Origin of the sequence: Chrysiogenes arsenatis DSM 11915 (genome assembly GCF_000469585.1) — a bacterium.
GTDB lineage: Bacteria > Chrysiogenota > Chrysiogenetes > Chrysiogenales > Chrysiogenaceae > Chrysiogenes > Chrysiogenes arsenatis.
In genome coordinates, this window is the sequence record NZ_AWNK01000007.1 from 1 (window position 1) to 21758 (window position 21758).

Sequence of the window (21758 nt, forward strand, 5' to 3'; positions counted from 1 at the left end):
CCCATTCTTTCCATAGAGCGGTGCAGAAAGCCAATAACCGGCTCTGCTTCCACCACAATTTCACCATCAAGCTTCAGCATAATTTGCAGAACGCCGTGGGTCGAAGGGTGGTGTGGCCCCATGGCCAAGGTCATTATGTCACTTTCGTAGTCGTGTTTGATGACCTGCGGGGGCAAAGGTGTTGCACAGGGTGTTGTGGTCATACTTTCAAACTCCCGTCGGTATTCGGAACAAAGTCTTTGCGGAGCGTGTGCCCTACGGTATCGTCCGGCAAGAGGATGCGGCGCAGGTCAGGGTGACCAGCGTAGCGGATTCCCATAAGGTCGAACGATTCGCGCTCGTGCCAATCAGCCGTTGGCCAGATGGCGCTGACGGAAGGCAATGTCACTGGCTCATTCTTGTTTGCCGTGCGGTATTGCACACAGAGCTGCCACTTATTGGCAATACGGTGGATATGGAGCACGGTGCCAAAGCACTCTTTGTACTCAACACCGGAAAGGCAGTCGAGGAAGTCGAAGCCACCGGCTTTTAGATTGGTGCAGAAAGCAACCACTTGGTCGGGCGTGATGGTGACGATATGCCACTGATTGGCATCCGTTCCTTGATATTCTGTCCCGTCAAATCCTTGCATAAAGCCAGCCAGCCATGCTGGAGCTTCCGGCTTTGGCGCGGGAGTCGCTGCTTCGGCAGGCGCTTCAGAAGCACTTGCAGAAGCAGGAGCAGCTTCGCCACTGGCGGCAGCGGCCGCTTTCTTGGCAGCAGCAGCTTTTTTCAGCTCTTCAAGCTGTTCGGGGGTGAATTTCGGTTTTGGTTTCTGTTCTTCAGACATCTTATTCCCCTCCCAGAATGATCGGGTAATGCTTGCCCTCGACATAGTTCGGGTTGAGTGAACCGTCTTTAAGTCGTTTTGCCTGTTTGCCAACATAATCTTTGCGCTTCAACATCTTTTGACGACGAATCTGATGTTGTAGCGTGATGATGCCGTGGAACAAGGCCTCTGGACGTGGCGCGCACCCAGGGATGAAAACATCAATAGGAATGTAGTCAGGGACGTTGTGCACAACCGATGGCGAATACTTGAATATCCCGCCGGTGATCACGCAGTTCCCCATCGCAATCGCATATTTAGGTTCTGCGATCTGTTCCCACAGGGTAACAACTTGCGGCATCATCTTTTTGGTGATGGTACCAGCTAAAATCATCAAGTCGGCTTGACGGGGAGAAGCGCGGAAAACTTCCGACCCGAAACGGGCAATGTCGTGTTGTGGACACGAAGAAGAGATCATTTCAATACCACAACATGCCGTCGCATACGATAGTGGCCAGAGTGAGTTTGAGCGTCCCCAGTTGTAAATAAACTCCAAAGAGGTAACGATGACACTTTGTGAAACATCAGTTTGAGAGTTGTCGCAGACGTCGACCTGATACGATTTGGTAATAACGCCGTCTTTTACGTCCACTGCAATCCTCCCTTTCTCCACGCGTACGCCAGTGCAATCACGAGGATAGCGACGAAAGCAAACATCTCAATCAACGCTAAAATCCCGAGATCGTGAAACGCTACCGCCCAAGGGAAGATGTAGATCGTTTCAATTTCGAACACAAAAAAGAGCAACGCATAGAGATAGTATCCAATGTGATACCGACTCTGTGAGTCGCTCGTCGGCTCCATGCCGCATTCATAGGTTGTGTACTTCAGCCTCGTCCCGAATTTTGGTCCCAGTAACCAGGCCAAGGTTACCAGGGCAGTTGGCATCAACACCCCAATAACGATGATTCCGAGCAGTGGGCCGTACCCGTCAAGTACCATAGCAGCTCCTCTAAAACGTAAAATAGATCGAACTAAATGCCATATATCAAAGGCGCTCAGCGCCATGTGCGACAACTCGTTCTGTCCCTGTCTGAAGGCAAACTCTAGGCGCGCCAAAGGCACAGAAACGATCGGCGGAAACATAGCATGGATTGTATACAATATCCACTGCCTCGCTGATCTTTTTCGCCAGAAATTTTCAATTCATGATTCAATTGCATATTTCCCTTTTGAATGACAAAATTGCGCAAATGTACGGTATACTCGCCGTGAAAAAAAAGAAGATAGAACAAAGGTGTGACGTGTCCATAAAAATAGCTGCCGAAAATCGTTCTGCACGACACAATTACGAATTTGTTGAAACATGGGAAGCGGGAATAGTTCTGAAAGGCTCAGAGGTGAAAAGTATTCGCCAAGGGAAAGCGAGCCTGAAGGAAGCCTTTTGCCGCGTTGATGGTGGTGAAATATCGCTCCTGCAGTGCCATATTGCGCCCTACGAAGAAGCGGGGAATTTTGCCCCCGATCCCATGCGTCCGCGTAAGCTCCTGATGCACAAAGCCGAAATTCTGAAAATAGGCGCGCATGCACAGCAGATGGGGCTTGCTATCGTCCCCGTGAAAATGTACTTTAAACAGGGTAAGGTCAAATTGGAAATTGCTCTTGCCAAAGGGAAAAAGCTGCACGATAAGCGGGAATCGCTGAAGAAAAAAAGCGCCGAGCGTGAAGTGCAACAAGCCCTAAAAGGTCGTTGATTGTCTGTAGACAGTCCGTTGAGCATCCATCCTCAAGCTTGGGGGCGCAATGGTTTCGACGGGAGTGACAGAAGTAACTGCCGCATGCCAGGGGGCTGGTGGCCCTGTAAAAACCAGCAAAATAATAACTGCTAACGAAGAAAACGTTGTAGCAGCCGCAGCGTAAGCTGCGGAGCACCAGAGAGTCTCAGCCTGCGGAGACAATCTGGCACTCAACCTAGCAGGATGTTCTGAGGGGAATGCTTCCCGACCTTCAGCGAGGATACCTGGGAAAATCGGCGAAAAACACCCTGTCGTTCGGGGACCAATCGCTTAAAATCAAATCGATCGACTAAGCATGTAGACGCGTTATGAAAGGACTTTCGGACAGGGGTTCGACTCCCCTCGCCTCCACCAGTTTCATTCTGGTGAGCAACTCAAGAACGGAATTATCGTTACGATGATTCCGTTCTTTTTTTTTCGTATTCTGTGATGGGAGTGGTTCTACTGACAACCGAAGAGCGTTTACACTTGTGGGCGCATTGTCTGTAGCCACTTGTTTAGCGTGTCGAAGAGCACATGCCGCTTGACCGGTTTTTCAAGATACCCATTCATCCCGACGGTTGCCCCGCGTTCGCGGACTTCGGCGCTTGTAGCGGCGCTGAGCGCCAGAATGGGAATATCGGGATGCACGCGGCGGATTTGGCGTGTTGCTTCGTACCCGTCTAATACGGGCATTTGCAAATCCATCAGGATCAGGTGAAATTGCTGGGTTGTAGCGAGGGAGACCGCTATTTCACCATTGGTGGCAACGCCAATGGTTGCTCCGGCGCTACTGAGTAAATGGCAAATAACTTCGGTGTTGATCGGATGATCTTCGACAACGAGAATTCGGAAACCTTGTAGTGACGGGAGTTCATGCTCAGTAGTAAACGTTATATCATGGGAATCTTGGGGCGTACTGATTGAAAAAGGTATCTGGATCTGCACGGTTGTTCCCTGTGCAAGAGCACTCGAGACATTGACGCTTCCATCCATTAGAGTCACGAGCCGTTGTACGATTGTCAGACCGAGTCCGGTTCCGCCATAGCGCCGCGTGATGGAAGTATCGGCCTGCGCATATGGTGTAAAAAGGCGATCGATGCTCTCTTCTGTCATGCCGATCCCCGTGTCTTGGACGGTAAAAGAAAGCGTAGCACGTTGGTTGACCATGTCTTGCTCGTGTACCTTAACTTCCAGCACGATCTGGCCGTGCTCAGTGAACTTGATGGCATTGCTCGCAAGGTTGGTGAGTATTTGTGTGAGCCGGATGGAGTCGCCTACAACCGTGGGCAAATCGGTGGGGCAAAGGATAGTAAGCGTCAACCCTTTTTCTATGCACGTGTCGGCAAATAGGTCGTGAATCGACGAGGTTACTTCCGATACCGAAAACGGGCGGTGTTCCAGTTCTACTTTTCCCGCCTCTATTTTTGAAAAATCAAGAATATCATTAAGAATACCCATCAGCAGTTGGGAAGAACGGTAGATTTTCTGCATGTAGCTTGCATGCTCTCCATGGCTAAATCTATCGAGTACGATTTCCGTGAGAACGAGAATTGCATTGAGCGGGGTGCGAATTTCGTGACTCATGTTGGCCAGAAATTCCGATTTGGCTTTATTGGCCGCTTCTGCCTGAAATGCGAGGGCGTTGGCGCGCGCAACGGCTTCTGTGAGTTTTTGGTTTACTTCTCGGAGCTCATCCTGCGCGAGTTTGCGATTGACGGTTTCCCACGCAAGGTCGGCATATTTTTGTAATACCGAAACGTCTTCTTCGGTGTAATCCGTTTTTTTATTCCCCACGCCGAGGATGGCGACAATTTTCCCGTCGCGCAGTATCGGGATAACGAGTTCACGAACGATAGGAGCGTGACCTGCGGGGAGTCCTTTTTTGTGGGTAAGGTTCATGTAGTCGTTGTGAATGACCGGTTTGCGTTGGCGCACGCAATCAACCCAGACACCGGCACGGGAAATAGGATAATGGGTGCCAGCACCTTCAGCGGTACACATTTTCTGGAGCGTGTTACTGGACCAGGTTTGCAATGAAAGGGTTTCTTGATCGGGATCGACAAAGTGGTAAAAACCGATTTCACTATCGCTCAGCGTTTCCGCTTCATCAAGAAAAAGCTGGAGGACTTCTTTGACGGTGTGGTTTTCGGCATATTCCACCAGTCGCAATTGTGCCGACTGGAGATCTTCCAACTTTTTGCGGTGGGTGATGTCGCCGTAAATTCCCAATAACGCAAAAGGGGTTCCTCCCTGATCGCAGAGCGGTGCTTTTGAGGTATCAATCCAGAGGCGTCTGCCATCTGCTCGTTGAAGCGGCTCAATGATATGGACTCTGGGTTTGCCGGTACGCATAACGGCAAGGTCGTCTGCGCGATAAGCATCCGCTTCTTCGCGTGGCCACGGGAGATCGTAGTCAGTTTTGCCGACAATATCATCACTCTTTGCAATTCCGACTTCACGAGCAAAAACTTCGTTACAGCCAAGGTACTTTCCTTGGGTATCTTTCCAGAAAACGGCTTGCGGAATGGTATCGAGGATTTGTTTTAAAAGGGCGCGGTTTTCGAAAATAGTCTCTTCGTCATTTTTTCGATCGGTAATGTCGCGGATATAGCCGTGCCACAAGACACTTCCGTCGGCAAGCATTTCTGGTCGAGCCACGCCGCTTACCCAGCGTATCCCGTGTTCGGGAAGAGTAACGCGATAGTCACACTCCCATACCTCAAGCGTTTGGAACGAGTGTTGGATTGCGTCGGAAACTCTCCCCCTATCGTCAGGATGTATGCGGGAAAAAACCGGCGATGCGTCGTCGCGAACCTGTTCTGGAGTAACCGCGTAAATAGAGCGAATGTGCTCTGTAGCAAACGGAAAACAGCTTTTCCCATCAGGGAATACGCGATATTGATAGAGAAATCCCGGCACTTGACCAGCAAGATTTTTTAATAAGGATTCATCGTCTGGGCTCTTTATTGGCTCCTGAGGCGTATTACTTGCGTCCATTCGCGACCTCTTGGTGATGAAGCTCCTTGGCAAACACACGCCTTTGGTATAGTTTCTCCTCCTATTACTGTCAAGCTGATTGCACGATATGGTTTGTGGAATAGGGTTTCACAATAGCGTAAAACGGCTCCTGTGATTGTTTTTGTGCTAAAAACGGAGGAAACATATGGCCATCTTGAAAAGAAATATACTGCTTGTGTCGCTCTTGGTTCTTGCTACTGGAGCTGCCAGCGCGACGACGCTTCGCGAGATGGCTGGTCAGATGATGCTGGTTGGGTTTCGTGGGCTGACGATACCCGCAACAAGCCCACTGGTGCAGGATATTGCTGCGGGGTATGTTGGGGGAGTTATTTTGTTTGATCGTGATGTGTTGACGGGAAGTCGTCAACGCAATATTGAGAGTGTGCCGCAAGTGCGCGACCTTATCGCTTCGCTTCAATACAGAGCGCCTTTGCCGCTGTTTATCGCGGTTGATCAGGAAGGGGGGCGCGTGAGTCGGCTGAAGTCGGAGCATGGATTTCGCGCTCTGGCATCGCATGCTCAGCTTGGTGCGGGTGACGTGGCGAGAACATTTCGCGAAGTTCGTGACACGGCTCGTGAGCTGGCAGCGGTCGGCATAAATCTCAATTTTGCACCGGTGCTTGATCTCAATACCAATCCTGAAAACCCGGTGATCGGAAAACTTGGGAGAAGTTTTTCCGCCGATCCCGAGCAGGTGGCGCGTCACGGTGCACAGTATGCTGCTGCATTGCGTTCCGAAAAAATTATTCCGGTACTGAAGCATTTTCCCGGACATGGCAGTTCACAGCACGATTCCCATCTTGGTTTTACCGACATTACACACACGTGGACGCCCCAAGAGCTTGAACCGTATCGGATGCTGATTGCGGACGGCTTTCATGGAATGGTGATGACGGGGCATATTTTCAATCAAAACATTGATCGCCATTTTCCTGCAACCCTCTCTGCTCCTGTTTTGCAGGGAATGTTGCGTCGCGAGCTTGGTTTTCAGGGCGTAATCGTCTCTGACGATATGCAGATGAAGGCCATTACAGAGCACTACGGATTTGAGGAAGCTATCCGACAGGCAATTCTGGCGGGGGTCGATATCCTTTTGTTCGGCAACAATCTTGAGTACGATCCGCACATTGCGCGTAAAGGGGTAGAAATTATTGTGCAACTCGTGGAGCAGGGGGTGCTGAGTCAGGAGCGCATTTGGGAATCGTATCAGCGGATTTGCGAACTAAAACAGCAGGTTGGTATTGCGAGCTGTAAATATGATGATAAAGTAACAAAATAAATTATTCGATAAATTAGTTTCCATATTTGCCAAAACAGTGTTATGAATCTCAGAAAGCCATTGTTTTGTGGCGAGGAGGATTGATGGCAGGTATGAGATGTGTTCTGATACTTATCGTGTCTTTTCTATTGCTGAGCGGATGCCGGACGCTGCATACTGGTGCATCACTTCCTGGCGAGCGGCACATAGCGCCGCCTGAAATGCCGACATTGGCACATGCTCCGCCGATTATTCAGCATATTCCCATCATTCCACCGCTGGACTATCACCACGAACTTGAACGCTACACCGTATCGGTTTTTGATGTTCCCATCCGCGAGCTGCTTTTTGCTTTATCCCGTGATACCGCTATCAATGTCGATATTCACCCAGATATTATGGGGTTGGTTACGATCAATGCGGTGAACCAGACGCTCCCGCAAATCCTCACGCGACTTTCCCGTCAACATCCTATTCGGTGGCACTATCAGCCTCCACACCTTTCAGTTTTTCCCGATACCCCGTTCCTGAAAACCTACGAAATAGATTACGTTAATGTCAGCCGTCGCTCGACAGGAACCGTGAGTGTGTCGAATTCAGTGGCGGCGACCGGAACGCTTGGTATTGGTGGCGATAGTGGGGGCATCGCCAGTGGCAATGATTCCACGACCCACATGCAGCAGCAATCGAGCAATCTTTTCTGGGAAACTATGATAGCCAACCTCCGTGTTATTCTTGAAGAGGATATCAACAGTAGTGCGTTGTCGCGCAATATCCTTGTCAACCCTGAAAATGGGCTTGTGAGTGTCCGTGCCACCGCCGCGCAGCACGATGAAATTCGGCTATTTTTGAACACCGTTGTGGCGCGTGCGCTGAAACAAGTTTTGATCGAAGCAACCGTGGTGGAAGTAACGTTGAACGATACGTTCCAGATGGGGATTGACTGGTCAGCCTTTCGCCTTGGAAATGCTTCGGTCGCGGGCATCGAGCAGAGTGTCATTGGCGCAAATTTCGCGGCTTCGCCACTCACCACAATGGTGATGAGCCGCACCACCAGTCAGAGTGATCTTGGGTTAACCGTAAAAATGCTGGAACAATTTGGCAACATCAAAGTCCTTTCTACGCCACGTGTCATGACGCTGAATAACCAAACTGCCGTGCTGAAAGTGGTAGACAATATCGTTTACTTCTCGGTTAAAATTTTTGCCGAAGTCCATAACGTCGGCGACAATCAAGTTATTGTCCACCGCTACGAAACCGGCATTAAAACCGCTCCGGTTGGTTTTGTGATGACCGTTACCCCGCAAATTAGCGCCAATAATCTGGTTACGCTCAATATTCGTCCAACGATTTCCCGCATCATAGGCTATTCAACGGATCCCAACCCCGACCTTGCCAGCGCCAGCGTCACGAACCTTGTTCCCGATATTCAGGTACGCGAGATTGAGTCGATTTTGCGTATTCAAAGCGGTGCCGTCGCGGTATTAGGTGGGCTGATGCAGGACACAATCAATAACGACGTGGCCGGTGTTCCCATTTTATCGCGCCTTCCCTTTCTCGGTTCGGTGTTTTCGTATCAAAGTGATCAGAAATCAAAGACCGAGCTGGTAATTTTTATTCGACCCATCGTGGTTCAGCATGCTGGAAATGGCGAAACGCTGCCATATTTCGCTGAATACCTCAAAGAAGCGACCACCGCCACCGCTGGCAGAGAGTTGAGGAGTGAGCCATGACACGAAATGTTGTATTGGCTGGTTTGGTGCTCTGGCTTTTCGTTGGAGTGGTCGCAGCTCAGGCGTTACATCAACCCATTTTTGAAAATGTAACGCCACCGACCTTGCACCACGAAATAACAGTAGCGAACGACCATCTGATTCATGGTCGCTTTCAAGAGGCGGATCTCCACTATCAATCAATTCTTGATCGGTACCCCGCACATCGTGGTGCTCAACTTGGTGTCGCCTCGGCGGCTACGATGCAGGGAAAGCTCCAGCGCGCCGCAACTCAGCTACGCCAGATACTCGAACTCCATCCCACCGATCCCTTTGCTTTGGCCGGGCTGGCAATGTTTGTACCCGTCACAAACCGTGAGCGGCACGAGAGCGGATTGAAGCAGGCACTGGAGGCGACACCTGAAGTTGCGGAACTCCATTTCGCGCTTGGGAATTTTTACGCCAACCAAGAGCGTTGGCCAGAAGCCGAACTGAGCTATCGACACGCTGTAGCGCTTGCGCCACTCCAGATAACAACATATTTTTTCAACCATGCTATCGCGCTCGAATATGTCGGTGACTATTCCGCAGCGGTAGCAAGCTATCAGCGGGCGCTGGATGATGCGAAACCACACGAACATGCCCTGCGTGACACCATTGCGCAGCGCCTTGAGGCGCTGAAAGCGGTACGCCCATGATCGACACCACGCTTGTCGCTCTCTTGCTCGATAAAAAAATGATTAGTGGCGATCAACTTCGCATTGCAACAACGGAACAGGCGGAGCGTCGTGAATCCATCGGCAAAATTCTCGTGCGACTTGGCTTTATTAGCGAAGCTACCCTGCGCGACGCGGTCGGTGAAGTGTTGCAGCAAGCAAGCATCGATCTTGCTATCACGATTCCTGATCCAACGGCACTCGCACTACTTCCGATTGAAATTGCACGGCGCTATTCCATCCTCCCTGTCTCGTATCAGGCGGACGAAAATATCCTCATCCTTGCTATGGCTGACACACAAAATCTGCTCGCGCTGGATCAAGTGCACGCCAGCATCAAACGTTCTATTGCCCTTGAACCACTGCTCGCTGGAGAAGCCGAAATCGCCCATGCGATTGATCAGTTCTATGGTTTTGATCTTTCGATTGATGGCATTCTGCACGAAATTGAAACTGGAGAGACTGATACCTCCGCGCCCTTACTCCAAGGACATGAATATGCGCACCCTATTGTACGTCTTGTCGATGCCCTGATGAGCGATGCGGTGAAAAAAGGGGCGTCTGATATTCACTTCGAACCGGAACAAGGATTCTTGCGCGTGCGCTACCGTATCGACGGCGTCTTGCGCCAGATTCGCAGCTTGCACGCTAAATACTGGTCAGCCATCGCCGTACGGATCAAAGTCCTTTCCCAACTGAACATTGCCGAAACGCGCAGCCCACAAGATGGGCAGATGCAGCTGGCACTCTATGGTCGCCATGTCGATTTTCGCGTCTCTGTTCTGCCAACCTTGCATGGCGAAAATATTGTCCTGCGGATTCTTGACCGTCATCACGGGATGGTGCCGCTAGACAAGCTTGGCCTGAGTGAAGCGGCACTGCGCACGTTGCGCGATATGGTGGCGCAACCGGAAGGGATCATTCTTGTGTCTGGTCCGACCGGCAGTGGCAAAACCACCACACTCTATTCGATTCTCCACACTCTCAATAACGAACAAGTGAATATTGTCACGCTCGAAGATCCCGTGGAATTGCCGCTCGCAGGATTGCGTCAATCCGCGATCAATGAGGCGGCCAAACTGACCTTTGCCAGTGGTATCCGCGCGTTGCTCCGGCAAGATCCCGATATTATTTTAATTGGTGAAATTCGCGACGCCGATACGGCGACGATGGCACTACGCGCCGCCATGACGGGTCATCAGGTGTATGCCACTCTGCATGCAAATTCTGCATTGGGAGCGATTCCGCGTTTGTTAGACATTGGTTTGTGTCCCGATATTCTTGCTGGATCTATTATTGGTGTTCTTGCGCAACGGCTGGTACGGCGCTTATGCCTCCACTGCCGTCAGCCGTACACACCCGACTCCGAACAACTGCAACACTATGGTATTCACGCGCCACCAGATTCGCTTACGCTTTACAACGCCGGCAGTTGTTCGGCGTGTGACTTTCAGGGGTATGACGGACGGTTGGCTTTGACGGAAATCATCCCTATGAATGACGATTTCGACGAATGTATTGCCAGACGCGGTACTTTGCGCGAGTTGCGCCAGATTGCCAAAGATCAGGGTCATTGCACCTTGGCCGATGATGCCAGACGGCGGATTTGTGAAGGGGTTACGTCACTCGCAGAAGCGTCGCGTGTCGTTCACCTCCAGCGAGGGTAGTCAGATGCAGCCCTACACGTACACCGCAATGGATCGGTATGGCCGCACACGGCGTGGCGTTATGAATGCCACCAGTATGGATGACCTCCACGCACGGCTTCGCCAAGCAGAACTTGACCTCATTCGAGCCCGCCTTCCACGAAAAAAACGGCTGGTGCGTTTGCGTAGCACCGTTTCACGTCGTGAGTTGATGACGTTTTGTTCGCAGATATCGCAGCTCACTCGTGCAGGTATTCCGCTCGTTCAAGGGCTACACGATCTGCAGGAAGCCATGGGCAACAGTGCCTTGCAGCCTGTACTTGTTGCGTTGACAAGCAAAATTCAGGATGGCGCGACTTTTTCCGAAGCACTTCACTGTCACCCCGCCGTGTTTAATCAGGTATTTGTTCATCTGACGCGCGCAGGCGAGCAAAGCGGTCAACTACCACAGGTTTTTGGCAGTATTGCCGACAATCTGGCGTGGGAGGACCAAACCATCGCACGTGCCAAGAAAGCGATTGCCTACCCGACGGTTGTCGCTACGGTGGTTCTGACGGTCGTCGTTATTCTGATGGTGTTCCTTGTGCCACAACTGATGCAGTTTATTACCGGTATGCGCGGCGAAATTCCAACGCATACACGTGCCTTGATTGCTACGTCGCAGTTTTTTACCCGTTATTGGTTGTTGATGTTTGGAGCAGTGATGGGCGGGGGAATACTTTTGAAAATACTCGTCACACGTTTTTCCGTTGTTCGACTCTGGGTGGATGCCGTCTTGTTGCGCCTCCCGCTCGTAGGCGCTATTCAGCGTAACATTATGCTCGCCCGCTTTTGTCAGATATTCGCCCGCATGTATCAGGCAGGTGTCCCTGTGTTGCAAACACTGCACATTGCTGAATGCACTATTGGCAATAGCGTGATTGCTCGCGCTCTGCGTGATGCCACGACGCGCATTGCGGAAGGGAGTTCGATCAACCAAAGTTTTAGTAACACGTTTTTATTTACGCCAATACCCTTACGGATGATCGCGATTGGCGAAAAAACGGGCGAGCTTGATGCGGCTCTTTTGAATGCGACCAGCTTTTATGATCGCGAAGTAACCGAGCAGATCGCACGACTTGAAACGTTGCTAGAGCCAATGTTGACGGTCATCCTTGGTGCAGTTTTGGGATGGATTATCCTTTCAGTCCTCGGGCCGGTGTACGACCTGATGGGTTCCGTCGATTCGTGGTAGTGCTATGAAAAAAACGCATATTCTCTGTATCTCGACGAGAGGAGTAAAGGTCTACCAGCAGCAGGGTGGCGCATGGCGTTGCGTTGCTATTTTTTTGAATCAGCCTGCTGATCAGGCCGCTTTTGGCACTTTCCTTGCGGCTATCCCAGATGCTCGGGCTTTTCTGATTGTTGATATTCCCGATGAGGAGATTAAGCTTGAGCTGGTTCCGTGGGTGCGATGGAATCGTGGTGCCCTGTTAGTCCAGACTGCTGAGCGTGTGTTTCGTCATCCATTTCGGCGCTCTATCGCTATTACAGGGCGCGAAAAACATGGGCGACGCGATGCTCAGGCCCTCTGTGCCGCTCTCCAAAGTGGCGACTCATGTGAACTATGGCTTGATATGCTGCACCGCGCCAAAACCCCCATCATGGCTCTCCGCTCCGTTGCGTTGCTTACGCCACTGCTGCTAAAATCGTTGGCGATACGTGCCCCGCATGCCGTCATTGTCACTATCCATTCGCACAGCGGGGTGCGTCAAAGTTACGTTCGCGATGGTCAGTTGGCGTTTACCCGCCTCAGTCCAATCGCAGCCGTTGATTCGCTGCACGAGTATGCCGAGATGATTTTACAGGAAGTTGCCAAAACAACCCGCTACCTGTTGCGCCTTGCTGCGGGCGAGGTAGTGCCAGAAGCGGCCTCTATTTGGATTGTTGGCGAGCCCGAACTTATCAGTGCGATCACCACTCTCCATTCTCGTCAACACATGCCGTTTCTGTTGAGCGGTATTCCGCATACGAATGTCGATGAGGCGAATACAAAGAGCGTTGAGCGCTCATGTGCCGATCCTCTTTTTGCCAGGCTTATTCAACAGGCACGCGGCAGCGATTATCGCACTGCGTATGATTGTCGCTATGCTATCAACCGCTCGTTCAAACGTACTCTGGTGGGAGTTGCGTTGCTGGTAACTCTGCTTTGCGGCGCTACGACCCTCTCGCTTTTGCAACGGACACACGCGCTGAATGAAACGGTGCAAGATTCCCAAAAGAGATTGGTAGAGATGCGGACGGCACTCATTGAGGACGCAGCAGAAGTCCCTTCGGCTCCGGTGTACGTGCTCCGTGATACGGTACAGACGTTCGCATGGCTTGCCGGACAGTATACGTTGCCGCAACAACTTCTGATCGCAGTGAGTCATGTTCTCGCGGACTATCCGCTATTTCGCATTCAAACGGTCATGTGGCAACAGAATGTGAATCATGCGCAACTGGTTACCGAACTTGCGGGGGTCGTTGAGGGGCAACACCTCAGCTTGCATGCAATGTATACCCGTTTTCACACGCTTGTGTCGGCGCTACGCGCGGCACTTCCCAACGGAATTTCTGTCGAAAGCCTCACGTCGCCAGCCGATGCGTACACGACGATGGCCTCCACCATTCGCTCGGAAACCGAACCCCTGCGTGCCCCATTTGCTATTCGTATCACCTTTCAGGCAGCAGATATGCCGCATGGAGTAGGTGCACCATGAGGTTACTCTGGCAAGCCTTTGATTGGTCAGTATTGAAAACAACGGTGCTGACGACGGTGATAGTGAGTGTGAGTGCTATAATGGTTTTTGGGAGTATTTTGACTCGCTATCAGAGTGCACAAAAACACTTACAAGACGTTCAGCGCGAACGGCATCAGGTAGAGCGGGCGCTCGCGCAGCAAGCGCAGCAGCATCGTGAGCAGGAGCAGTACGGTGCCATTTTTACGGCATTACCGCATGTCATGGACAACGGTGTTCCACGACATCTCGATCTGCTGGACCAACTTGAAGATATCGCAGAAACAGTCACTATCCCGTATCTTACTGTGCGCATGGCGTCACTCCAGCCCTTTTATGATCCTCGTTGGAACGAGGCAACCGTTGCCGTTGAAACGGTTCACCTTGATATGCAGCTACGGCACGAAGTCGATCTCTTCCGACTCATTGAAGCGTTGCACGTGCACCATATTCAAGGGGATCTCCATTGGCCGCATTGCTTGCTTCAACGAACTTCCGTGACAGATGCACTGGTTCTGGCGACTTGCGAACTCTCCCTGTACTCCGTTTCTCCCGTTACGCCAGCGAAGGGGGAGCGATGAACCAAAGACAAAAGGCAATACTCACGTGCGCACTCCTGCTTCCTACTACGGCCATGGCATCCGTGCTTGAAACTTTCGGTACGCTGCTGACAACAGCCGATGAACGTCGTGCGCTTGAACACGTCCAAGACGCACTTCCGGTGCACATAGTGCCCGTTGCGCCCACCGCTGTAATGCCGCAGATAACGCTCCATGGCTTTGTACTGCGGCAAAATTCCCAAGGAACGGTCTGGTACAATCGCACATCAATCATGTTACGCGATACGCCTACCGATGGAATGATCGTCGCACCCGCCATGTGTAAAACCGCTTGTATCCGTATACAAACAGCAGATGGGCATGTACACACTCTTCGTGCTGGCGAAAGCACAAGAAAGCCGATCGAGCCACCCTATGAATAACCACACGAAACACCAAAAGGGAGCTGTCCTCTTAATCGTATTGCTGCTCATAGTGGTGGGTGGAGCTGCCATCGCTGTGCGCGGCTATGGTGGCAGTGAACAGGGGCAGCAGCGTCGCGACGCCTATACGCGGTATGCACTTTTGCAAGCCAAAGAGGCACTTATTGCGCGTGCCGTTGCCGATGCCAATCGCCCCGGCAGTCTTCCCTGTCCCGATCTGGATAACGACGGCAGCGCGGAGATGTTTGTGGGAAATCACTGTACATTTTACCTTGGGCGCTTCCCCGGTAAAACTATGCGCTTGCCGAACTATCGCGACGGTTCGGGCGAAACCATCTGGTACGCCTTTGACCCGCAGTTTCGCGATCATCCAAGTGCCATGCCACTCACCAGTGCCTTGAGCGGAAGTCTGACCATTACCGGCGATACCCCTTACGAACAGGTGATTGCTGTCGTGATTGCTCCCAATTTTGCTTTTGCCGACCAGCCACGTTCGGCAGCCACCAGCGAACACGTATCGTTGTATTTAGAAGGAGAAAACAACTCCGATGATCATACCCGCTTTCGCGCGGCACCACTGAGTGAACAGACGAATGATAGAGTGCTCGCTATCACCCACGGCGAATTGATGGGGGCGGTCACGGCGCGGGTTGCGGCGGACGTGGCTGCGGTACTGAGTGCACAGGCAAACTTCCCCCTTACACTTGATTCTATCGATTCTAGCGATATTGCCTATTGGGAAGCAAACTGGTCGACCGCTGTAGACAGCTACACGCGCACCACGTCCACTTCAGCCACCATTGCGTTTGTCGGATGCTCCATTCTGTATACGTTGGTGCAGGGACAAAAACCCTTGCGGAGCCAAACACGATGTTAACTATCTCTCGCTGGCAGAACGGTTTCACCCTTATCGAACTCGCGGTTGTGCTGGCGATCATCGGCATTCTGCTCGGTGGCGCTTTTTACCCGCTTTCGTCGAGTCTTGAAAGTATGCGCCGCAGCGATGCCCGCAAGCAACTCGACCGCATCCTTGAATCGCTCTACGGTTTCGCGCAAATACACGGGCGGCTCCCTTGCCCCGCTACGCCAACACTTGCGACTGGTTCGAATGGCGCCGGAAACGAAAACTGCGCTCTCGATCGTGGTGTTGTGCCGTGGGCAACCCTTGGTCTGGTGGAAACCGACCCGTGGGGCAACCGCATTTCGTACCGCATTCGCGACACCTTCGGTACCACAGTTCCAAAAATCACTCTGGCTTCGGAAGGGAATATGACGGTGCGTGATCAAGAAAGCGGTGGCACAATTATCGCAAGTCTACTTCCTGCTGTACTCGTATCACACGGTAAAAATGGATTTTATGCCTACCTTCCCAGTGGTTTACGCCGTGGTGCGTCGGGTAGCGCTGACGAAAATACCAACAACATGAGCACGGTCACTTTTGTCATGCAGGATCAAACTGAATATTTTGATGACATCGTCAGCTGGGTATCGCCGTACCTCTTCGCGCAGCGAATGGTTGCTGCGGGACAGTTACCATAACCGTAGCTCCGGCTACACAACACTATTTTGGAGGGTTACATGCACCATCGAACACATGCCGGTTTTACGCTTATTGAAGCCGCTATTGTCCTGGTTATTGTCGGACTATTGATTGGAGGGATTTTAAAAGGTCAAGAACTGATTGCTTCGGCCAAGGTCAAGCAGACGATCAGCGATATGAATGGCATATCTACCGCCTACAATGCATACGTTGACGAATATCGCCGCCAACCCGGCGACGATGGTCCTGCGGCAACGCTCACCGCTCGCGGAGGAAGCTGGTCGGAACTTTCCGGGAGTGCGGTCGGTAACCGCAATGGCATTGTTGACGCCGCACTTGCTAGCACGTTTACTGGAAGTGAAGAAGGGGGGTATTTCTGGAATCATTTGCGTGCGGCGGGATTTATGAGTGGCGATGTTCAAGCGACAGGAGTAGACACGCTGCCACTGAATCCGTTTGGTGGACGATTCGGCTTCACGAGTGCCACTGCCTTTGGGCTGACGGGCAATAAAATTTGTGCTTCCGAAGTTTCCGGTAGGGCGGCTGCGGCTATTGATACCCAAATCGACGATGGAAAGCCAAATTCAGGGCAAGTGCGCGCGGCACAAGCCACCGCTGGCGCACATACCGCACCAAGTGCTACCGCGGCTACGTCATATAGCGAAGATCAAGTGTACACGCTCTGTCGACGACTGTAAGGGGAGTTGCGCGGAAGGTTTTTTGTCGTTCAATAGACAGTGGCGCTATTTTCTGTTTTAATGTGACTCTACATGCAGAGATATTCGCCGTTGAGATTTTCCCCGAGGAGGAATTTAGAGTATGATCCGCCGTTATTTTATCAGTATTTTAGCCATTGCCCTGTTGATGTTGAGTTTTGGTTGCGGAGGTGGGGGCGGTGGAACCAGTAGCCGCGTCGAATCGGTTGCGCCGCTTGCCGCGACATCCACGACGTTGGTCGCCGACGGAAATAGTTACACTACCATCACGGCCCTTGCTACCGACGCCAGTGGTAAACCGCTGCCCAATGCGGATGTGGAGTTTTCGACCACGCTAGGAACGCTCGAGGTGTACAACGTTCCGCCAACCATTGGCGCCGTTGCAACGATAATGGCGGTAGGCTCAGCCCAAAAGGTCACGGCAAGAACCAATATGAACGGGAAAGCGGCGGTACGACTCTATCCTGGCCGCTCGACGGGCGTAGCAACGGTTACATCGTTTGTTAATGGGATTCAGCAACAGGTGAACGTTACTTTTCAAGCCGATCCCACTTACGTGCCACCTAGTACGGAAGAGCCCGTCGAAATAATCGACCTTGCGGCGCTCACGCTTACGGCACTGAATAACTCCATTGCGGCGAACGGTACCGATGTCGTTGCGATTGATCTGAGTGCCAGTAACCGCCAGCAACAACCTATGAGTGGCGTGCCGATTACGGTCACTACGACCGCAGGTTCTCTGAGTAGAACAAGTGGTGGGGATACGGCAGAAACACTTCTCTTAGCTACTGGTACAAGTGGAATTGTGCGGTTCTATCTGCGTTCTGGCACACAGGCGACCACTGCTGCTGTTCATGCCACGGCAGGCGGAGTGAGCACCAGTACCACGGTGGCACTCGCTCCCGGTGCTCCCTTTGCGGCGACATCCTCCCTCATTGCGTCTCCTTCTGCATTACCTGCCAATGGGACAGCAGAAACCGAGGTAACGGTTACTCTTCGCGACCAGTACAGTAATATTATTATGGATGGACGGGAAGTAACGCTTCAGGCGACAGCGGGAGTGATAACGTCGCAAAACCCGATTGCAACGAGCTCCGGTCGTGCGACGTTTACCCTGCGTGCCCCATCGACCCCGAGCGAAGCGACGCTCTCGCTTATGCAATACCCGAGCATTAGTAGGACGATTACGTTTGGCTCTGTAAGCAGCAACGCTCCTGCCAATATAGAGATGTCTCTAGGAACGCCTAATTTGTATGTTGCCGGAGTTGGAAAATCGGACGCCACCAGTATTTCGCTCACCGTTCGCGATGCCGCTGGCAGTCCCATTGCTGATCCGGATGCTGGGGTGAATAACCTGCGTGTCGCTTTTCGCACGCACCCCGGGGCGCCGGAAACCCTCAGTGGAACCAGTGCTACTGGACTTACGGTGAGTAATGATTCTATCGAGGTGCGAACCAATGGAGGGGTGGCAACCATTACGCTGCAAGCCGGTACACTACCGGGTGTTGTTGAACTCGAAATAGAGGCTTTTGATGAATTTGGCAACCCTTTAAGTCCGCGTGTTCTGAATATCCTGCCACAAATTACTATTGCTTCTGGGCCGCCACATAGTATTGCGCTGAGCTATCCAGTCACCGGCTCTATTACAAACCTCGGCACGGGATTTTACCGCCGTGCCGGTTCTGCTTCTGTTACCGATCGCTACGGCAACGCTGTGCCTGATGGTACGGCGATTAACCTTGGACTCCTTGATAGCGTGATCGCGTCCGGTAGTGATGGGGCAACCAGCGCAGCAAGCAATATACTCTCAGTTGGAACTACGGTACTCACTACCGCATCTGTGACCCGTAACGGGGTTTTGCGGTATGTGCAAAGTAACGACCGTGTCTTGCTCTTTAATACTGTGGCATCGGACAAGAGCCGCTTTGTTGGTACAACGATAAGTGCTTCTCAAGTGTCGGTTAATAAAGCCTACCAGTCATCTGTGTCTGGAGTTGAGTATTTGATGGGAGCCTCATTGCTTGGAGGTCAAGTGCATGGTGTGAATGCTCAAACAGAAGCCATGGTAGCTGGTCATGCTACCGTTAAAGATGGATTAGCGCAGTTTTTTGTAACATATCCGGCTAATCAGCAGGCGATTAATGCTGGTTGCTACTATGGTAACCACACGGTCGATACACGACACCTCCCTGCGGGCTCTGCTCAGGTGTGGATTGTCGCCGAAGCGACCGATTCAGGAGCAACCACGATAGATAATCGCTTTTGCTTTGCGCCAGTCCTTGGTTATACACTTACTAACGAGAGTGGAATAACAACGATATCGACGAATAATGATACGACTGCTATTAATTTTTCTCTTGTCGATGGGAATGCAATTCCGCTTCCTTTCTTGACTATTTCACCGTTGGTTACGATTGTAACAAACACAGGGGCGTTTCAAGTGCAGGCCGTTCCCTGTACGACCGACACCAATGGACAATGTGCAATTTCGATTACTGTCACAGGTGGAACGTTGGGTGGTGCCATTGATGTTGGAGGCAATTTAGTGAAAGATAGTGCCGTAGTAACGATAAGCGCGCCCGGTAATGCCACTCCTGTAGAGGTGCAGGTTGCCATCCCGTAAATACTAAAAATGTTATAGGCCGTTTTTGAAAGCCATAATCCTTTTCAGAAGCGGCCTATTGTCTGTTGCGTGCCAGCGCAAGGTGTACAAAACCATTTGCGCCCTATAGTGAATCCGCGTATAAGTCCCCCTTATTTTCGTGCAATGTATCGGTCATAAACTTTGCCGGACAGTGCCAATATTCTGATTTAGGTGAAAGACGTGCATGAATAAAATCCTTGTCCGTGGAGTGAATTGGGTTGGCGATGCGGTGATGACAACGCCAGCACTCAAGGCTTTGCGGCTGGCGCATCCACTCGCGCATATTACTCTTTTGCAAAATAGTACCACGGCGCCACTTTTCATGGACTACCCGTATATTGATCGTCTGATTCCGTTTCGAAAGACGAGTAAGAAGGATATTTTTGCGCTTGCCCGCCGTTTGCGCCGCGAAAAATTCGACACAGCTATCCTTCTGCAAAATGCCATCGAAGCGGCGATTATTGCGCGACTCGCCGGTATTCCCAATGTTTACGGTTACCATACAGATGGCCGTCGGCTCCTTCTGTCAAAGAGTGTTCCGGCCACGGCAGAAACACGCGTTGGTCATCATAGCAACTATTATCTCCGTATGTTGCATGGGTTGGATTTAATTTCCGCACCGGTAACGCCTACGCAGCTTGCTTTGCCACTTCCACCGCGAGCCGTCAAAGCGGCGGCGCAATGGGTGCCGGATCGCTACGCTGTTATCAATCCTGGGGCGACATATGGTTCGGCCAAGCGCTGGGCTCCCGAGCGGTTTGCCAATGTGGCACGGGGGCTTGCGATCAACCATAAACTCCATATTGTCGTTACAGGTGTTGACGCGGAGGCCGATATGGCACGTGATATTGTCAAAATGGTTGATGTTCCCGCCACAAATCTTGCGGGAAAAACTGACCTGCTAACCCTCATGGGTGTCATTGGCGGTGCGCAAATTATGGTGACGAATGATTCTGGACCGATGCACCTTGCCGCGGCTTTCGATACTCCTGTGGTGGCGGTATTCGGTTCAACAGATCACACGAATACGTACCCGCTGGCATCTCGCGCCCAAGTAATACGTTCGACCGCTATTTCCTGTGCCCCGTGCATGAAACGGGAATGTAGCAAACCTGGACACTACTGCATGGATGCCGTCGATCCTGACGATGTCTACTGGGCGTGCGAGAAGGTGATGCTATGAATATCTTAATTGTCAAGTTGAGCTCTTTGGGAGACATTGCGGTAGCGGCCTGTGTACTTGCTGGGCTTAAACGAGAGCCGGCATGGAGTGGCACGCTCACCTGGGCAGTGGCACCACACTATGCCGAATTTGTCGCCACGCTTGGCATTGCCGATACTGTTGTGACGATTGATCCGACGCGCAAGTTGGCCTCCGCGTGGCAACTCTGGAAGCAGAAGTTTGATCTCGTCATCGACCTTCAGGGGCTTATGAAAAGCGCCATTGTCTGCCGTCTTGCACGTCGCAAACAGGTATGGGGACATGCGGAAGCACGTGAAGGGTCGCGCCGTTTTTATCACAACCATGTCGTAGCACCATGGGAACTTGGTGCCGAAGTACGCATGCACCAGCTTGTTCAGGCCGCAGTCGGGATAGAATTTGACATTGCTTCCGACATTATTCCGACCGGCGAAGGCTTTCAACAGGGAATCGAGCTGGCGCAGCAGATTCAACGACCAGTTGTTTTTGGAATTCAGAGCCGCTGGCCGTCAAAGCAGTGGCTTGCTGAGCATTTTGTCGCACTTGGAAAATGGCTCGTGAGTCAGGGGTTGACTCCGGTGATTATTGGAGCGCAAGGTGAAACCGAGCAAGGATCAGCTATTGTCCGTGAAATTGGTCAAGGGATTTCCCTCTGTGGCAGCACATCACTGCCGCAAACAGCGGGAATTTTATATCAAGCAGGGATATTTGTTGGTGTTGATAGTGGCCCGATGCACATAGCTGATATGGTAGGGGCGAAAGTTATCGGACTTTTTGGCCCAACGTCACTGCAACGCACCGGTCCGATTCATAATCGCCATTTCTCATTTGAGGCGCAGCTCCGTTGTTCGCCCTGTTTCTTACGCGAGTGTCCGACAGATCGCAGCTGTATGCGCCATCTCTTTGTGAATGATGTCATCCATCGGCTTGAATATCTGGGCTATGGGGCAACCAACGACGCTCTTGCGCGTTAGGAGCGT

The 21758-nt window shown here is 51.8% G+C and carries 19 protein-coding genes, 1 other RNA gene and 1 pseudogene; 16 read left to right on the forward strand and 5 right to left on the reverse strand.

Going from position 1 to position 21758, the window contains the following annotated elements:
• The 4 genes and pseudogenes from P304_RS14245 to P304_RS0105510 form a co-directional block, all read right to left on the reverse strand.
• A pseudogene (locus tag P304_RS14245) lies at positions 1–203 on the reverse strand (NADH-quinone oxidoreductase subunit C); the annotation flags it as partial.
• Complete coding sequence (locus P304_RS16060; RefSeq protein ID WP_051321448.1) at positions 200–829, reverse strand: NADH-quinone oxidoreductase subunit C; 630 nt, start codon at positions 827–829, stop codon at positions 200–202. The gene P304_RS16060 and the pseudogene P304_RS14245, both read right to left, overlap by 4 nt.
• Before the next feature lies 1 nt (position 830).
• Positions 831–1460 (reverse strand): NADH-quinone oxidoreductase subunit B, encoded by a 630-nt coding sequence (locus P304_RS0105505; protein WP_051321449.1) that lies wholly within the window; start codon positions 1458–1460, stop codon positions 831–833.
• Positions 1451–1810 (reverse strand): NADH-quinone oxidoreductase subunit A, encoded by a 360-nt coding sequence (locus tag P304_RS0105510; RefSeq protein WP_034764412.1) that lies wholly within the window; start codon positions 1808–1810, stop codon positions 1451–1453. Before P304_RS0105510 ends, P304_RS0105505 begins: the two co-directional genes overlap by 10 nt.
• 251 nt (positions 1811–2061) lie before the next feature.
• Here P304_RS0105510 and smpB point away from each other — a divergent pair, with 251 nt between their 5' ends.
• Positions 2062–2562 carry an SsrA-binding protein SmpB gene (gene smpB, locus P304_RS0105515; protein ID WP_051321500.1) on the forward strand — a complete coding sequence of 167 codons (501 nt, stop codon included), beginning with the start codon at positions 2062–2064 and terminating at the stop codon, positions 2560–2562.
• 40 nt (positions 2563–2602) lie between these two features.
• Positions 2603–2958, forward strand: a transfer-messenger RNA (tmRNA) gene (ssrA, locus tag P304_RS16585).
• Positions 2959–3066: 108 nt separating this feature from the next.
• Here the strand turns inward: ssrA and P304_RS16065 are convergent.
• Positions 3067–5583 carry a GAF domain-containing protein gene (locus tag P304_RS16065; protein WP_027389718.1) on the reverse strand — a complete coding sequence of 839 codons (2517 nt, stop codon included), beginning with the start codon at positions 5581–5583 and terminating at the stop codon, positions 3067–3069.
• Between the two features lie 166 nt (positions 5584–5749).
• Here P304_RS16065 and P304_RS0105525 point away from each other — a divergent pair, with 166 nt between their 5' ends.
• The 14 genes from P304_RS0105525 (at position 5750) to P304_RS0105590 (ending at position 21752) form a co-directional block, all read left to right on the forward strand.
• Complete coding sequence (locus P304_RS0105525) at positions 5750–6883, forward strand: glycoside hydrolase family 3 protein (RefSeq protein WP_027389719.1); 1134 nt, start codon at positions 5750–5752, stop codon at positions 6881–6883.
• Between the two features lie 92 nt (positions 6884–6975).
• Complete coding sequence (locus P304_RS14260) at positions 6976–8595, forward strand: pilus (MSHA type) biogenesis protein MshL (protein ID WP_160165018.1); 1620 nt, start codon at positions 6976–6978, stop codon at positions 8593–8595.
• Positions 8592–9272, forward strand: coding sequence for a tetratricopeptide repeat protein (locus tag P304_RS0105535; RefSeq protein ID WP_027389720.1), 681 nt, complete (start codon positions 8592–8594; stop codon positions 9270–9272). The genes P304_RS14260 and P304_RS0105535 overlap by 4 nt, the downstream gene beginning before the upstream one ends.
• Positions 9269–10957 carry a GspE/PulE family protein gene (locus P304_RS0105540; RefSeq protein ID WP_027389721.1) on the forward strand — a complete coding sequence of 563 codons (1689 nt, stop codon included), beginning with the start codon at positions 9269–9271 and terminating at the stop codon, positions 10955–10957. The genes P304_RS0105535 and P304_RS0105540 overlap by 4 nt, the downstream gene beginning before the upstream one ends.
• On the forward strand, positions 10878–12170 hold the full coding sequence (locus P304_RS0105545) for a type II secretion system F family protein (RefSeq protein WP_084417556.1): 1293 nt from the start codon (positions 10878–10880) through the stop codon (positions 12168–12170). Before P304_RS0105540 ends, P304_RS0105545 begins: the two co-directional genes overlap by 80 nt.
• Positions 12171–12174: 4 nt before the next feature.
• Complete coding sequence (locus P304_RS0105550) at positions 12175–13677, forward strand: hypothetical protein (protein WP_027389723.1); 1503 nt, start codon at positions 12175–12177, stop codon at positions 13675–13677.
• Complete coding sequence (locus P304_RS0105555; RefSeq protein WP_027389724.1) at positions 13674–14276, forward strand: hypothetical protein; 603 nt, start codon at positions 13674–13676, stop codon at positions 14274–14276. The genes P304_RS0105550 and P304_RS0105555 overlap by 4 nt, the downstream gene beginning before the upstream one ends.
• Complete coding sequence (locus P304_RS0105560; protein WP_027389725.1) at positions 14273–14677, forward strand: hypothetical protein; 405 nt, start codon at positions 14273–14275, stop codon at positions 14675–14677. Before P304_RS0105555 ends, P304_RS0105560 begins: the two co-directional genes overlap by 4 nt.
• Complete coding sequence (locus tag P304_RS0105565; protein ID WP_027389726.1) at positions 14670–15554, forward strand: hypothetical protein; 885 nt, start codon at positions 14670–14672, stop codon at positions 15552–15554. The genes P304_RS0105560 and P304_RS0105565 overlap by 8 nt, the downstream gene beginning before the upstream one ends.
• Positions 15548–16216, forward strand: coding sequence for a type II secretion system protein (locus P304_RS0105570; protein WP_027389727.1), 669 nt, complete (start codon positions 15548–15550; stop codon positions 16214–16216). Before P304_RS0105565 ends, P304_RS0105570 begins: the two co-directional genes overlap by 7 nt.
• Before the next feature lie 39 nt (positions 16217–16255).
• A complete protein-coding gene (locus P304_RS0105575; protein ID WP_034764416.1) occupies positions 16256–16915 on the forward strand; it encodes a type II secretion system protein in 660 nt (219 codons plus the stop codon).
• Between the two features lie 121 nt (positions 16916–17036).
• Positions 17037–19556, forward strand: coding sequence for an Ig-like domain-containing protein (locus tag P304_RS0105580; RefSeq protein ID WP_027389729.1), 2520 nt, complete (start codon positions 17037–17039; stop codon positions 19554–19556).
• Between the two features lie 205 nt (positions 19557–19761).
• On the forward strand, positions 19762–20760 hold the full coding sequence (gene waaF / locus P304_RS0105585; protein WP_027389730.1) for a lipopolysaccharide heptosyltransferase II: 999 nt from the start codon (positions 19762–19764) through the stop codon (positions 20758–20760).
• Positions 20757–21752, forward strand: coding sequence for a glycosyltransferase family 9 protein (locus P304_RS0105590; RefSeq protein WP_027389731.1), 996 nt, complete (start codon positions 20757–20759; stop codon positions 21750–21752). The genes waaF and P304_RS0105590 overlap by 4 nt, the downstream gene beginning before the upstream one ends.
• Positions 21753–21758 lie beyond the last annotated feature (6 nt).

What these genes read in the sequence shown, in the direction of transcription:
- P304_RS16060 (WP_051321448.1), bottom strand. Translation starts at nt 829, where the DNA reads ATGTCTGAAGAACAGAAACCAAAACCGAAATTCACCCCCGAACAGCTT.
- P304_RS0105510 (WP_034764412.1), bottom strand. Translation starts at nt 1,810, where the DNA reads ATGGTACTTGACGGGTACGGCCCACTGCTCGGAATCATCGTTATTGGG.
- smpB (WP_051321500.1), top strand. Translation starts at nt 2,062, where the DNA reads ATGTACGGTATACTCGCCGTGAAAAAAAAGAAGATAGAACAAAGGTGT.
- P304_RS16065 (WP_027389718.1), bottom strand. Translation starts at nt 5,583, where the DNA reads ATGGACGCAAGTAATACGCCTCAGGAGCCAATAAAGAGCCCAGACGAT.
- P304_RS0105525 (WP_027389719.1), top strand. Translation starts at nt 5,750, where the DNA reads ATGGCCATCTTGAAAAGAAATATACTGCTTGTGTCGCTCTTGGTTCTT.
- P304_RS14260 (WP_160165018.1), top strand. Translation starts at nt 6,976, where the DNA reads ATGAGATGTGTTCTGATACTTATCGTGTCTTTTCTATTGCTGAGCGGA.
- P304_RS0105535 (WP_027389720.1), top strand. Translation starts at nt 8,592, where the DNA reads ATGACACGAAATGTTGTATTGGCTGGTTTGGTGCTCTGGCTTTTCGTT.
- P304_RS0105540 (WP_027389721.1), top strand. Translation starts at nt 9,269, where the DNA reads ATGATCGACACCACGCTTGTCGCTCTCTTGCTCGATAAAAAAATGATT.
- P304_RS0105545 (WP_084417556.1), top strand. Translation starts at nt 10,878, where the DNA reads ATGATGCCAGACGGCGGATTTGTGAAGGGGTTACGTCACTCGCAGAAG.
- P304_RS0105550 (WP_027389723.1), top strand. Translation starts at nt 12,175, where the DNA reads ATGAAAAAAACGCATATTCTCTGTATCTCGACGAGAGGAGTAAAGGTC.
- P304_RS0105555 (WP_027389724.1), top strand. Translation starts at nt 13,674, where the DNA reads ATGAGGTTACTCTGGCAAGCCTTTGATTGGTCAGTATTGAAAACAACG.
- P304_RS0105560 (WP_027389725.1), top strand. Translation starts at nt 14,273, where the DNA reads ATGAACCAAAGACAAAAGGCAATACTCACGTGCGCACTCCTGCTTCCT.
- P304_RS0105565 (WP_027389726.1), top strand. Translation starts at nt 14,670, where the DNA reads ATGAATAACCACACGAAACACCAAAAGGGAGCTGTCCTCTTAATCGTA.
- P304_RS0105570 (WP_027389727.1), top strand. Translation starts at nt 15,548, where the DNA reads ATGTTAACTATCTCTCGCTGGCAGAACGGTTTCACCCTTATCGAACTC.
- P304_RS0105575 (WP_034764416.1), top strand. Translation starts at nt 16,256, where the DNA reads ATGCACCATCGAACACATGCCGGTTTTACGCTTATTGAAGCCGCTATT.
- P304_RS0105580 (WP_027389729.1), top strand. Translation starts at nt 17,037, where the DNA reads ATGATCCGCCGTTATTTTATCAGTATTTTAGCCATTGCCCTGTTGATG.
- waaF (WP_027389730.1), top strand. Translation starts at nt 19,762, where the DNA reads ATGAATAAAATCCTTGTCCGTGGAGTGAATTGGGTTGGCGATGCGGTG.
- P304_RS0105590 (WP_027389731.1), top strand. Translation starts at nt 20,757, where the DNA reads ATGAATATCTTAATTGTCAAGTTGAGCTCTTTGGGAGACATTGCGGTA.